Below are 12764 nucleotides of genomic sequence, written 5' to 3'. Positions count from 1 at the left end.
CCTTCTGTCCGTTGCGGTTTTGCCCCTCGGCGTCTCAAAACGGAAACGATGATGAATGTTCTTGATTTGTTCTGACGTCGATCCTAGCTTCGGGACCGCCACGACCCCGCAGGCACTGGAGGCAGCAGATGACCGCAGCCCTGAAGCTCGCTTTCCCGCACCAGAACGCCGCGCCGGTTTCCGGCGCCTCGCTGAAGCCCGCGGCGTCCGAGGTCGAGCCGCTTCCGATCGACCGCTCCCGCCGGCGCGGCCGGGGCACGACGACGAACGCGAGCGGCCGGTTCGAGCCTTATGCGCGCGTCGAGGTCGACGACGGCTGGGAGACCGGCGAGGAGCTGCCGGACTTCCGCACCGAAGTGACGCTCGAGACCGCGCGCACGGCGATCACCCGCAACCAGTCGCCCGACATCGCGTTCGACCGCTCGATCAACCCCTATCGCGGTTGCGAGCACGGTTGCGTCTACTGCTTCGCGCGGCCGACCCACGCGTTTTCTCGGCCTCTCGCCCGGGCTCGATTTCGAGTCGAAGCTGGTGGCCAAGCCCAATGTCGCGGACCTTTTGCGCCGGGAGCTCGCGGCGGCGAGCTACAAGCCCCGCACCATCGCGCTCGGGACCAACACCGACCCCTACCAGCCGATCGAGCGCACCCACCGGCTGACGCGAAAAATCCTCGAGGTGCTGGAGGAGGCGCGCCATCCGGTCGGGATCGTGACGAAGTCGGCGCTCGTGACGCGCGACCTCGACATTCTGGCCCGCATGGCGGCGCAGGGGCTCGCCAAGGTCGCGATCTCGATCACCACGCTCGACCCCGCGCTCTCCCGCGACATGGAGCCGAGGGCCCCGACCCCGGCCAAGCGCCTCGAGACAGTGGCGAAGCTCGCGCAGGCGGGCGTTCCCGTGACGGTGCTGACCGCCCGATCATTCCCTCGCTCAACGACCACGAGATCGACCGGCTGCTCGAAGCCGCGCACGCCGCCGGCGCGACCGAGGCCGGCTATGTGCTGCTGCGCCTGCCGAACGAGATCAAGGATCTCGTCTCCGACTGGCTGCTGGAGCGCCACCCCGCCAAGATGCGGCGCATCCTGTCGCTGGTGCGCGAGACCCGCGGCGGAAAGCTCTACGATTCGGGCTGGGGCGTGCGCCAGACCGGCGAGGGCGTCGTCGCCTGGACGATCGGGCGCCGATTCGAACTCGCGGCGCGACGCCTCAACCTCGCGCGGCGCCATCTCCGGTTGCGCACGGACCTGTTCACGCCGCCCGCACGCGCAAAAGGCGAGGCCAATGACGTCCAGCTGTCGCTATTTTGAACCAAATCCTAAACTCTGCGTAAGATGAGGACCGTTCACGGGCGCCGCACGCCGCGTAACCGAGCGAGGCTTCGATGCCCCTGCCGCTTCGCCTCACCCTGGTGACGCTCGGCGTCTCCGATCTTCCGAAGGCGACGGCGTTCTACGAACAACTCGGCCTCGTGAAATCCTCGCAGAGCAATGACGGCGTCAGTTTCTTCGACGTCGGCGGCGTGGCGCTCGCGCTGTTCGGCCGCGAGGCGCTGGCCGAAGACGCCGGCGTCGAGGCGGAGGGCGAAGGCTTTCGCGCCCAGTCGCTCGCCTGGAACCTCGCTTCGCCGGGCGACGTCGACAAGGCGGTCGTGCGCATGGTGGCGGCTGGCGGCAATCTCGTGAAGGCGGCCGAAAAGACCTTTTGGGGCGGCTACGCCGGCTACGTCTCGGACCCTGACGGCCATCTGTGGGAGCTCGCCCACAACCCGTTCTGGACCGACGCCGAGGGGCAGACGCGTCTGCCGGCCTGAACTTCCGAGGTCGCGCGCCGGCGCGAATCGCCCAATTTCGCGCGATGGAAAACGTCGCGAAGATCTCCAGGCCGAAGACCCGAGCCGCCGCTCCGCGCGTCGCCGCGACTTTCGCGCGTGAGGCCGCCGCGATCGCCGCAGGCGCACGCCTCGTCGCAGGCGTCGACGAGGCAGGGCGCGGGCCGCTGGCCGGCCCCGTCGTCGCGGCCGCGGTCGTGCTCGAACCCACGCGCATCCCCGCGGGCCTCGCCGACTCCAAGGCGTTGACCCGGGAGCGGCGCGAGGCGCTGTTCCCGGAGATCATGGCGAGCGCCAGCGTCTCGTTCGTGGCGGCCTCCACGGTCACCATCGAGCGCCTCAACATCCGGGGCGCGACCCTTTGGGCGATGGCCCGCGCGCTCTCAGGGCTGAACGTTCCGCCCGACCTCGCGCTGATCGACGGAAACGTCGCTCCGCCGGGCCTCGCCTGCCGGGCGGAGGCGGTGGTGGCGGGCGACGCGAGCGTGCAGTCGATCGCCGCCGCCTCGATCGTGGCCAAGGTGATGCGCGACCGGATCATGGCGCGAGTCGCGGAAGAATTCCCGCTCTACGGCTTCGAGCGCCACATGGGCTATGGCGTTCCGGAGCATCTTGCGGCGCTGCGCCGCCATGGCCCCTGCCCCCATCATCGCCGCGGCTTCGCCCCGATCGCGGCGCTCATCGCCGCCGCCTGAGGCGGAACCGGATTGCGGCCCACGGCCTTTTCTTTCCGTGACGGGAAGGAGGTCGCCATGCCGATGACGCTCAAGGGCTCGTGCCGCTGCGGCGGAGTGCGCTTCGTGGTCGAGAGCTCCGGGCCGGCGCCCTACCAGCTCTGTTATTTGCTCGATCTGCCGCAAGACCGCGGGCGGCGGAGGCTACGCCATCAATCTGAGCGCCGACGCGCGCACGCTGAAGGTTTCAGGCGAGATGAGGCCCGCGGTCTACCGCGCCGAAATCGCGGACCAGGACGGGATCTGCGAGACCTCGACCGGCGAGCGCAACTTCTGTCCGCGCTGTGCGACGGCGCTCTGGCTCTACGACCCGTCCTGGCCGGACCTCGTCCATCCCTTCGCCTCGGCGGTCGACACCGAGCTGCCGAAGCCGCCGGCGCGCGCGCATCTGATGTTGCGCTTCAAACCAGAGTGGGTCGACCCGAACGTCGGCCTAGACGACAAGCGCTTTGACCTCTATCCCGACGAGTCGATCGAGGACTGGCACAGGCGCCACGGCCTCTGGATCGACTGATCCGGCGGTCAGGCCGCCGCCGCCGCGACGAAGCGGTTGCGGAACTCGTGGGTCATCGCGGCGAAGAACAGTTTCTGGCTCTCGAGCTCCTCGCCTTCCGGACGCCCCCGCCTGCCCGGCGAGGCCTGCTCCATCGCCTCCGTCGCGGCGTCGAGCCGCTCGAACAGGCTTTCAAAGAACCGCAGCCCGTTGAGGCTCGGCCCGTCGATCGAGGCCGAGATGTAGTCCGCAAGCGCATAGGTGCGCTCGTCGAGGTCCGGCCTGTCGGAAACGGCGTAGTCGGCCGCCTGGGTGGCGATGACCTCCATCGCCTGTCCCACGCTGATCGTCGTCATGGCGCTCTCCGCGACGTGTGATCGGACGACCATCACGCCGGGTCGTGGTTGACGAAGCGTAAAGCGCGAACCGGAACTGCGCGCTTCAAGACGATCCTCGGGCCTTCTCGAGCCGTAAGGGCGGTTCACCCCAAGACGGGCGAGCCTCATGCCGAGGAGCCCGCGCCGAGCGGGCGTCTCGCGGTCCGTTTCAGCCGCGGACGCCGTCAACCTTCCGTTCACCCTGTTTCTTGAGTCCGCCTTTACGTTACCAAAGCGAGACTCGGGGCCGTCAAAGCGTAAACAGGACGGCGGCCACATGGCGTATCGGCGGAACGGAGCGGCGCTCGCGCGCTCGACTGAAGCCCCTGCCCTTCACCCGGATCTGCCGCTCGATCGGATCCTGATCGGCGACTGCATCGCGGAGCTCGAGAAGCTGCCGGCGGCGTCCGTCGATCTCGTCTTCGCCGACCCGCCCTACAATCTCCAGCTTCAGGGCGACCTGCGTCGGCCCGACCAGAGCCTCGTCGACGCCGTCGACGACGCCTGGGACCAGTTCGAGAGCTTTTCGGCCTACGACGCCTTCACCCGCGCCTGGCTCCTGCAGGTGCGCCGCGTGCTGAAGCCGACCGGCACGCTCTGGGTCATCGGCTCCTACCACAACATTTTTCGCGTCGGCTCGGCGCTTCAGGATCTCGGCTACTGGATCCTGAACGACGTCGTGTGGCGCAAGACCAACCCGATGCCGAACTTCCGGGGCCGCCGCTTCACCAACGCCCACGAGACGCTGATCTGGGCCGCGCGCGGCGCGGATTCGAAGGGCTACACCTTCAATTACGAAGCGCTGAAGGCCGGCAACGAGGATCTGCAGCCCCGGTCCGACTGGCTGATCCCGATCTGCTCGGGCGGCGAACGCCTCAAGGGCGACGACGGCAAGAAGGCTCATCCGACCCAGAAGCCCGAGGCGCTGCTCGCCCGCGTGCTGCTGTCGGCCTCGAAGCCCGGCGACGTGGTGCTCGATCCGTTCTTCGGCTCCGGCACGACCGGCGCTGTGGCCAAGCGCCTCGGCCGCCATTTCGTCGGCGTCGAGCGCGACCGGGAGTACGCCGCCTACGCCAAGGCCCGCATCGACGCGGTCGAGCCGGAGGCGCATGAGGCCATCGTCCAGGCGCCGGCGAAACGCGAGGCCGCCCGGGTGGCGTTCTCCGCCGTCGTCGAGCGCGGGCTGGTGAAGCCCGGAACGCGGCTCGTGGACGACCGCGGCCGCTACGAGGCGACCGTGCGCGCCGACGGCACGCTTGCGCTCGGCTCCGTGGTCGGCTCGATCCACCGCATCGGCGCGATCGCGCAGGGGCGCGAGGCCTGCAACGGCTGGACGTTCTGGCACGTCGCCGGGCCGAAGGGGCTGGTCGTGCTCGACGCCTTCCGCGAGACGGTCAGGGCCGAGGAGAAGGCGGGCTGATCGTCCGCCGCGCGAAGAGCGCGACGATCGCCGCGGCGACGACCAGCAGGCCGAAGCCGAAGCGCAGGCCGAAGGCGTCCGACAGGAAGCCGATGGCCGGCGGTCCCAGCAGGCCGCCCGAATAGCCCATCGAGGCCACCATCGCGAGCGCGGCCGCGGGCGCGACGCCGGGCGCGCGGGTCGCGGCGGAAAACAGCGGCGGCACGATGTTGGCGAAGCCGAGCCCCGCCGCGAGAATGCCGGCGAACGCCACCCACGGGTTCGGCGCGAACGTCACGACCAGCAGCGAAACCGCCGCGACCGCTCCCGAAAGCTGCACCGCCCTCGCCGGGCCGAGCGCTTCCACGAAACGGTCGCCGAGAAGGCGCCCAATCGTCATGGTGGCGGAGAAGGCGGCGTAGCCGGCGGCCGCAAGTCCGAGCGACGCGCCCGCGACGTCGCGCAGGAACAGCGCGCTCCACTCCATCATCGCGCCCTCGCAAAGAAACGAGCAGACGGTCAGCAGCCCGAGCAGCAGCACGGCGCGGCTCGGAAGCCTCAGCCCGTGGCCGCCCTCCGTCTCCGGCCTGTCCTCGAAGGCGAGGAAGCGCGCGGCCGCCAGGACGATCAGCGCGACGACCGCTCCGCCGGCCCCCATGCCGAGCTTGGCCCCGACAGCAAGCCCGACGAGACCCGCCGCGCCCGCCGCCCCGAACAGGCCGCCGATGGAGAAGAAGGCGTGGATCGACGACATGATGGGTCGTCCGAAGGCCTTCTCGACCGCGGCCGCATGAGCGTTCATGGCGATGTCGATGCCGCCGAGCGAGAGGCCGAGCAGGAAGGCCGACAGGCCGAGCGTGACCGGATCCGGCATGTGGGGCGGCAGGGCCAGGGCGACCGCGATGGCGAGCCCAGAGGCGATCGAGACCGCGACGGCGCCGAAGCGGTGGATCAGCGCGCCCGAGCACGGCATCGCGACCACCGCGCCGATCCCCATGGCGAGCATCACGAGCCCAAGGGTCGAATCGTCGAGGGCGAGACCCGATTTCAGCAGCGGGATGTGGGCGGCCCAAACGCCCAGAGCCGCCCCGCAGACGAAGAACAGCGCAAGCGTCGCCAGGCGCGCGCGCCACAGCGTGCGCCGCGACGGCGCGATCGGCTCCGCGGCGGCGGTCATCGCGCGGCGCGGCGGCGGATGGGGGCGTCTGTCATCGGGGCGTCTGTCATGGCGGCGCTCTTCGCATGGACGAGCGCCTTGCGGAAGACGGTCGGCAGCGCCTCGCCCGGAAGATCCCCGGCCTGCACCCAGCGCGCGCCTGTCGGGCCGGAACGTCGGCGCCGACCTCCGCCGTCATCACCGCGAGCTCCAGCGAAAAATGGGTGAACACATGGGCGGCGGCTCCCGGAACGCGCCGCCAGCGCGCCGAAAGCGGCGCCTCGGCCGCGAGCGTCTCGCCGGACGCGGAAAGATCGACGTCCTCGGCCCAGCGCCCGGTCGGAATCTCGGCCATGCCGCCGAGCAGGCCCTTGGGCGGACGGTCGCGCAGCAGCGTCGCGCCGTCGGGCCGGGTCGCGACGAAGGCGACGCCGCGGCGGGTGGGCTTGGCGGCCTTCTTGGCCTTGCGCGGATAGGTCTCGGGCGCGCCTTCCGCCCTGGCGGCGCAGGACGCGCTCCACGGACAGAGCGCGCAAGCAGGCTTTCGCGGCGTGCAGATCGTGGCGCCGAGATCCATCGTGGCTTGCGCGAAGTCGCCGTGGCGGCTCTTCGGCGCGAGCGTCGCGGCGAGCCGCCGGATCTCGGGCTTGGCGCCCGGCATCTCCGCCGCCACGGCGAAGAGCCGCGAGACCACACGCTCGACATTGCCGTCCACCACGGTCGCCGGCCTGTCGAAGGCGATCGAGGCGATGGCGGCGGCGGTATAGGGACCGACGCCCGGCAGCGCGAGCAGCTCCGCCTCGCTGCCTGGGAAACGCCCGCCATGGCGCTCGACCACCGCCTTGGCGCAAGCGTGAAGATTGCGGGCCCGCGAATAATAGCCAAGGCCCGCCCAGAGCTTCAGCACGTCGTCGAGCGGGGCCGCGGCGAGCGAAGCGACGTCGGGAAAACGCTCGAGGAAGCGCAGGAAATAGGGGCCGGCGGCCTTCACCGTCGTCTGCTGCAGCATGATCTCGGAGAGCCACACCCGATAGGGCTCGGTGCGGCGGCCCGGCGCGGCGCGCCACGGGAGCGCGCGGCGATGACAATCGTACCAGGCGAGCAGCGCGGCGGGCTCGGGTTTGGGTTGTGCGGCTGCGGCCAAGGTCTAGACTCGGTGAAACGCGGGGGCGGAAGGTCGGCCCGCCACATGATCGGATTCCAAAGTACGATGCTTAAGCCGCGTCCGACCAAGCGCCTGTCTGACCTGTTGCCGCAAGCCATGGGCCCCGCGGCCGCGCGGCAGGGGTTTGCGGGCGCCGAGATCGTGTCGCGCTGGGCGGAGATCGTCGGGCCGGAGCTCGCCGCGGTGTCGGCGCCGCAGAAGCTCGGCGTCCCGGCCCGCGCGCCTGCGCAGGATCCCGACGCCGCCCCGCCGCGCGCGACGCTGACCGTGCGGGCCGAGGGCGCGTTCGCGCTCGAGATCCAGCACCGTTCGGCCGAGATTCTCGAACGGGTCAACGCCCATCTCGGCTGGCCCTGCGTGGGTCAGGTGAAGATCCGGCAGGGCCCGGTCGCGGAGCTGCGGCGGCGCAAGCCCGTCCCGCCCCGGCCGCCCGAGCCGACCGCCGAGGAGCGCGGCCGCGTCGAGACCGCGACCGCGACGATCGAGGACGAGGGGCTGGCGGACGCGCTGAGGCGCCTCGGCGGCGCGGCGCTCGCCCGGTCGAGGCGCTGAGGAGCTTGGTTCAAGAGGGCGTGACGGCGGGCCGACCTCCGTCCAACTTGCTCACGCCACATTCTTCTTGCGAAAAGAGCCGTGGCCCGCGACTTTCGCGCGCCAGAACGTTTTAAGATCGCACGGCCGCCCGGCGGCCCGACCGCGAGGATCCGTCGTGACCCTGACCCGCCGCCGCCTTCTCGAGACCGCAGCCGTCACCGCCGCCGGCTTCGCGGCGCTCTCGCTCGCGCCGAAGCTCGGCTTCCTCGGCGAAGCCCTCGCCCAGGCCCCCGACCCGCAGGAGCTGCTGGTCGCCGGCCCGCTCGGCGAGAAGGCCGAAGGCAAGGACGACGCGCCGGTCACGATGATCGAATACGCCTCGACGACCTGCGGCCACTGCGCCCAGTTCGCGCTCAACACCTTCCCGAAGATCAAGGCCGAATACGTCGACACCGGCAAGCTGCGCTTCATCCTGCGCGAATTCCCGCTCGATCCGCTCTCGGCCGCGGGCTTCATGATCGCGCGCTGCGCCGGCGACGACAAATACTTCGCCGTCGTCGACCTTCTGTTCAAGGAGCAGAAGCAGTGGGCCTACGCCGACAAGCCGGTGGAGGGGCTGCAGAATCTCGTCAGGCAGATCGGCATGTCGCAGCAGAGCTTCGAGCAGTGCCTGTCCAACCAGGAGATCCTGGACGGCGTGAACTGGGTGCGCTCGCGCGCGGCCGAGAAGTTCGGGGTGAATTCGACCCCGACGTTCTTCATCAACGGCAAGATCCAGCGCGGCGCCGTGAGCTTCGAGGACTTCAAGAAGATCATCGACCCACTGGTCGACAAGAAGGCCTGAGGCTCGGGCTGCTTTTTCCTGAGCGATAGCGCTCGCCTCCTCCACCATCGCTGACGCGATGGTCCCCCTCCTCCGCTTCGCAGAGGAGGATCAAGAGAGGGGGCGCGTTCTGTGCGCGGATCCTCCCCTGTCGAAGACGGGGGAGGGGGACCACCCGCAGGGTGGTGGAGGGGGCAGGCGCCGCCGCCCTGGCGTAAAACGCCTCAAGATCCGGCCATCAGGGCCGGCGACCATATGACCGAGAGGCCGATCGATCTCGACGTCGCGCGAGAATTCTCGCTCGCGAACGCCGCACTGAGGGATCTCGCGGCCGGCGACGGAACGCGCTGGAAGGAGGCCGTCGGGGAGCTGCATTCGCAGTATGGCGAGCTTCCCGTCTGGGTCCTGCTCCATGAGGACGACGACCTTCGCCAGACCCATGCGGCGCTATGCGAGACGCTTCGGCCCCATATGGAGCGCCTCGCCCCGTTGCAGATCGTGCTGCTCTACGAGGTCGTGGTCGGCGGCGAGGCGTTCGCCGCGAGGCTCTCGGGCAATGACGCTGTGTTCTCGGCCGCTTCGGGCGGCGACACGCGTCTCACATGGCGCGCCCAGCCGAGGGGCCTCAGCACGGTGTTCAGGTCGCGCGACTGCCGACGGACGACGTAATCGGCGGCCGCGGCTTTGCGGTTCGATTCCCGTGGAAAGGCCCTCCGCGCCTTAAGCGCCCCGCCGGCCTTCGCGCTAAAATCCCCCAATGAACTTCACGCGCCTCAGACTTGCGGGCTTCAAGACCTTCGTCGACGCCACCGACGCGCCGATCGAGCCGGGGCTGACCGGCGTCGTCGGGCCGAACGGCTGCGGCAAGTCGAACCTCGTCGAGGCGCTGCGCTGGGTGATGGGCGAAAGCTCGTTCAAGAGCCTTCGCGCCTCCGGCATGGACGACGTGATCTTCGCCGGCAACACCAGCCGCCCGGCGCGCAACCACGCCGAAGTCTCGCTGATCCTCGACAATTCCGCCGGCCTCGCGCCCGCGCCGTTTCAGAACGCGGCCGAGATCGAGGTCAGCCGCAAGATCTCGCGCGGTCTCGGCTCGAGCTACCGGGTGAACGGACGCGAGGTGCGGGCCCGCGACGTGCAGCTGCTGTTCGCCGACGCCTCTTCGGGCGCGCGCTCGCCCTCGATGGTGGGCCAGGGCCGCATCGGCGAGATCATCAACGCCCGCCCCGACCAGCGCCGCCGCATCCTGGAGGAGGCCGCCGGCATCGCGGGGCTCCACGCCCGCAGGCGCGAGGCCGAGAGCCGCCTCGAGGGCGCGGAAGCGAACCTCGCCCGGGTCGAGGACGTGCTGGTGAAGCTCGGCGAGCGCGCCGAGGCGTTGAAGCGGCAGGCCCGCTCGGCCGAGCGCTACCGGGCGCTCACCGAGGAGATCCGCCAGGCCGAGGCGGCCCTGCTCGTCGCCCGGCATCGCCTGGAAGCCGAGGGCGCTCTCGCCGCCGAGGCCGCCGAGGCGAAGGCGCTTGCGGGCGTCGCCGACGCCGCCCGGGCGCAGGGCGAGGCGGCGCGCGCGGAGGCGGTCGCGGGCCATGCGCTCGGCCCGGCGCGCGAGGCGTCGACCCAGGCCGAAGCCGCCTTGCGCAAGATCGCGGTGACGGCCGGCGAGCTCGAGGGCGAGGAGGCGCGGGCGCGCAAGCGGCTCGCCGAGCTCGTCCAGCGTCTTGCACAGATCGAGCGCGACGGCGCCCGCGAGAGCGCCATGGCGGCCGACGCCGCGACGAGCCTCGAGCGGATCGGCGCCGCGATCGAGGCGCTCGGGCCCGAGGCGGCGGATGACGCGGCGGCGGACGAGGCGGCGCGCGCGCGTCTTTCCGAGACGGAGGCCGCCGTCGGCGAGGCGGAGGCCGCGCTCTCCTCCGCCGCCGCGGCGCAGGCCGCCGGCGCCGCCGAACGGCGCGACCTCGACCGGCGCCGCGCCGACGCCGCCGACAAGCTCGCGCGGCTGGAGCGCGAGGCGCGCGAGATCGACGGCGAGACGGGCCGCCTGAAGGCGGAGGCCGCCCGCGAGGGCGACGCCGCGGCGCTCGCCGTCCGCGTCGAGGCGGCGCGCGGCGCGGCGCAGGCCGCGGAGGATCGCGTGGAGGCCGCCGAGGCGGAGCTCGCCAAGGCGCGCGGCGCCGAATCGGAGGTCCGCGGGCCTTCGGCGCAGGCCGCCTCGCGCGCCGAGCGGACCATGACCGAGGCGCGCACGCTCGCAAAGCTCGTGGCCGACGATCCCGCCCGCAAATATCCGGCGGCCGTCGATCTGCTCGTGGTCGATCCCGGCTACGAGACCGCGCTCGGGGCCGCGCTCGGCGACGACCTCGACGCGGCGGTCGATCCGCGCGCGCCGGCGCGCTGGGCCGGGGTGGAGGCCGACGGCGATCCGGCTCTGCCGGCGTCGACGCGCTCGCCGACCATGTGGTCGCCCCGCCCGAACTCGCCCGGCGCCTCGCGCAGATCGGCGTGGTGGAGCGCGTCGCAGGCCCTGCGCTGTCGCGGAGCCTTCGGCCCGGCCAGCGGCTCGTCAGCCGTCAGGGCGACGTCTGGCGCTGGGACGGGCTGACGCTTGCGGCCGACGCGCCGACGCCTGCGGCCCGCAGGCTCGCGGAGAAGAACCGGCTCGGCGCGGTCGAGCGGCTTGCGGCCGAGGCCCGCGCCGAGGCCGATCGCCTGCGCCAGATCGTCGAGGCCGCCCGCTCGCGCGTCAGCCAGGCGGTCGTCGCCGAGAAGCAGGCGCGCGAGGCCTCGCGCTCGGCCCGGCAAGCCTTCGACTCAGCCCGCGAGGCCCATGGCGCGGCCGAGCGCGCCGGCGCCCGGACCACGGCGCGGCTCTCCGCGCTCGCCGAAGCCGGCGCGCGGGTCGCCGCGGCCCAAGCGGAAGCCGAAGCCGCGCTCGCCGCCGCCGCCGAACGGCTCGCAGCCCTTCCCGTGCAGGACGACGGCGTCCTCGTCCCGTTGCGCGAGCGCGTCGCCGTCGCCCGCAAGGCGGCGGCCGAGCGGCGCGCGGAGTCCGAGGCGCTCGTCGCGGAGCGCCGGCGGCAGGCGGCGCGGCGAGGCGAGCTCGCGGCCGAACGCGACGCCTGGACGCGCCGGCGCGAGGCGGCCGCGGCGCAGCTCGTCGATCTCGAGACGCGCCGGGCCGAAAGCGAGGCCGAACGCGCCGCGCTCGCCGGGCGCCCCGACGAGATCGCGGCCGAGCGCGCGGCGCTCAGGTCGCAGCTCGCCGGCGCCGAACAGCAGGCGCGGGCGGCCGCCGACGCACTCGCTCTCGCCGAGACGCGCCATCGCGAGGCCGACGCGGCCGCCCGGGCGGCGCTCGAAACGCTCGCCGGCGCCCGCGAAGAGACCGCCCGCGCCGGCGCCCGGCTCGAAGCCGCACGCGAGAAACGCGCCGCCGCGGCCGCCCGCATCATGGAGGCGCGCGGCCTCACCCCGCAGGAGCTCGCGGCGACGCTCTCGGGCGCGCCCGCCGTTCCGCCGCAGGAGCTCGAGGAGCGCCTCGCCCGGTCGAGCGCCGCGCGCGAGCGGCTCGGCCCGGTGAACCTTCGCGCCGAACAGGACCTCGAGGAGGCGGAAGGCTCGCGCTCGGCCCTCGTCGCCGAACGCGAAGATTTGACCGAGGCGATCGGGCGCCTGCGCTCGGCCGTCCGCTCGCTCAACAGCGAGGGGCGCGGCCGCCTGCTCGCGGCCTTCGAGCGGGTCGACGCGAACTTCCGAAAGCTGTTCGAAAAGCTGTTCGAGGGCGGCGAGGCGCGGCTGGAGCTCGTCGAGTCCGACGATCCGCTCGAGGCCGGCCTCGAGGTGATCGCGCGCCCGCCCGGCAAGAAGCCCCAGGTGCTGTCGCTGCTGTCGGGCGGCGAGCAGGCGCTCACCGCGCTCGCGTTGATCTTCGGGGTGTTCCTCACGAACCCTGCGCCGGTCTGCGTGCTCGACGAGGTCGACGCGCCGCTCGACGACGCCAATGTCGAGCGCTTCTGCGCGCTCTTGTCGGAGATGGCGGGCGCGACCACGACGCGGTTCCTGACCGTGACCCACAACCCCATCACCATGGCGCATATGGACCGGCTTCTGGGGGTCACGATGTCGGAGCGCGGCGTGAGCCAGCTGGTCTCGGTCGACCTGCGGACCGCGGAGCGGCTGGCCGAGGCGGTGTGAACGGCGCGGGTTCGCGCCTTCTGACGCCCACCCCACCCTGCCCTCCCCTGTCCCAGGGGAG

The 12764-nt window shown here is 71.9% G+C and carries 10 protein-coding genes and 3 pseudogenes; 10 read left to right on the top strand and 3 right to left on the bottom strand.

The window, feature by feature from the left end; genetic code table 11:
* Positions 1-128: 128 nt before the first annotated feature.
* The 4 genes and pseudogenes from K6K41_RS17310 to K6K41_RS17295 all read left to right on the top strand — a co-directional run bounded on the left by K6K41_RS17310 (position 129) and on the right by K6K41_RS17295 (position 3076).
* Positions 129-1307: pseudogene (locus K6K41_RS17310) on the top strand (PA0069 family radical SAM protein).
* A 74-nt stretch (positions 1308-1381) separates the two neighbouring features.
* Positions 1382-1810: a VOC family protein gene (locus K6K41_RS17305; RefSeq protein WP_261401546.1), complete on the top strand. Its 429-nt coding sequence runs from the start codon at positions 1382-1384 to the stop codon at positions 1808-1810.
* Positions 1811-1854: 44 nt separating this feature from the next.
* Positions 1855-2523: a ribonuclease HII gene (gene rnhB, locus K6K41_RS17300; protein ID WP_261401545.1), complete on the top strand. Its 669-nt coding sequence runs from the start codon at positions 1855-1857 to the stop codon at positions 2521-2523.
* 57 nt (positions 2524-2580) lie between these two features.
* Positions 2581-3076: pseudogene (locus K6K41_RS17295) on the top strand (GFA family protein).
* Positions 3077-3084: 8 nt separating this feature from the next.
* Here K6K41_RS17295 and K6K41_RS17290 read toward each other — a convergent pair.
* A complete protein-coding gene (locus K6K41_RS17290; protein WP_261401544.1) occupies positions 3085-3411 on the bottom strand; it encodes a hypothetical protein in 327 nt (108 codons plus the stop codon).
* Positions 3412-3709: 298 nt separating this feature from the next.
* Here K6K41_RS17290 and K6K41_RS17285 point away from each other — a divergent pair, with 298 nt between their 5' ends.
* Entirely contained in the window at positions 3710-4852 is a 1143-nt protein-coding gene (locus K6K41_RS17285) for a site-specific DNA-methyltransferase (protein WP_261401543.1), read from the top strand.
* Here K6K41_RS17285 and K6K41_RS17280 read toward each other — a convergent pair.
* Positions 4827-6008, bottom strand: a complete 1182-nt coding sequence (locus K6K41_RS17280; RefSeq protein ID WP_261401542.1) for an MFS transporter — start codon at positions 6006-6008, stop codon at positions 4827-4829. The genes K6K41_RS17285 and K6K41_RS17280 overlap by 26 nt on opposite strands.
* A pseudogene (gene mutY / locus K6K41_RS17275) lies at positions 6005-7131 on the bottom strand (A/G-specific adenine glycosylase). Before mutY ends, K6K41_RS17280 begins: the two are co-directional and overlap by 4 nt.
* A 117-nt stretch (positions 7132-7248) precedes the next feature.
* Here mutY and K6K41_RS17270 point away from each other — a divergent pair.
* The 5 genes from K6K41_RS17270 to K6K41_RS30550 all read left to right on the top strand — a co-directional run bounded on the left by K6K41_RS17270 (position 7249) and on the right by K6K41_RS30550 (position 12703).
* Positions 7249-7704, top strand: a complete 456-nt coding sequence (locus K6K41_RS17270) for a DUF721 domain-containing protein (protein ID WP_261401541.1) — start codon at positions 7249-7251, stop codon at positions 7702-7704.
* Between the two features lie 157 nt (positions 7705-7861).
* Positions 7862-8530, top strand: coding sequence for a DsbA family protein (locus K6K41_RS17265; protein ID WP_261401540.1), 669 nt, complete (start codon positions 7862-7864; stop codon positions 8528-8530).
* Positions 8531-8764: 234 nt separating this feature from the next.
* Positions 8765-9178: a hypothetical protein gene (locus K6K41_RS17260; RefSeq protein ID WP_261401539.1), complete on the top strand. Its 414-nt coding sequence runs from the start codon at positions 8765-8767 to the stop codon at positions 9176-9178.
* An 88-nt stretch (positions 9179-9266) separates the two neighbouring features.
* On the top strand, positions 9267-11111 hold the full coding sequence (locus K6K41_RS30555; protein WP_428978530.1) for an AAA family ATPase: 1845 nt from the start codon (positions 9267-9269) through the stop codon (positions 11109-11111).
* On the top strand, positions 11012-12703 hold the full coding sequence (locus K6K41_RS30550; RefSeq protein WP_428978604.1) for a coiled-coil domain-containing protein: 1692 nt from the start codon (positions 11012-11014) through the stop codon (positions 12701-12703). Before K6K41_RS30555 ends, K6K41_RS30550 begins: the two co-directional genes overlap by 100 nt.
* The last annotated feature ends 61 nt before the right edge of the window (positions 12704-12764 follow it).

Origin of the sequence: Chenggangzhangella methanolivorans (genome assembly GCF_019797865.1) — a bacterium.
In the GTDB taxonomy this organism is placed as follows: domain Bacteria; phylum Pseudomonadota; class Alphaproteobacteria; order Rhizobiales; family Methylopilaceae; genus Methylopila; species Methylopila methanolivorans.
The sequence above is the reverse complement of the archived record's forward strand: the minus strand, read 5'-3'. Positions and strand labels throughout refer to the sequence as shown.

Coding starts and splice junctions, on each gene's coding strand:
- K6K41_RS17305 (WP_261401546.1), top strand. CDS start 1,382: ATGCCCCTGCCGCTTCGCCTCACCCTGGTGACGCTCGGCGTCTCCGAT.
- rnhB (WP_261401545.1), top strand. CDS start 1,855: ATGGAAAACGTCGCGAAGATCTCCAGGCCGAAGACCCGAGCCGCCGCT.
- K6K41_RS17290 (WP_261401544.1), bottom strand. CDS start 3,411: ATGACGACGATCAGCGTGGGACAGGCGATGGAGGTCATCGCCACCCAG.
- K6K41_RS17285 (WP_261401543.1), top strand. CDS start 3,710: ATGGCGTATCGGCGGAACGGAGCGGCGCTCGCGCGCTCGACTGAAGCC.
- K6K41_RS17280 (WP_261401542.1), bottom strand. CDS start 6,008: ATGACCGCCGCCGCGGAGCCGATCGCGCCGTCGCGGCGCACGCTGTGG.
- K6K41_RS17270 (WP_261401541.1), top strand. CDS start 7,249: ATGGGCCCCGCGGCCGCGCGGCAGGGGTTTGCGGGCGCCGAGATCGTG.
- K6K41_RS17260 (WP_261401539.1), top strand. CDS start 8,765: ATGACCGAGAGGCCGATCGATCTCGACGTCGCGCGAGAATTCTCGCTC.
- K6K41_RS30555 (WP_428978530.1), top strand. CDS start 9,267: ATGAACTTCACGCGCCTCAGACTTGCGGGCTTCAAGACCTTCGTCGAC.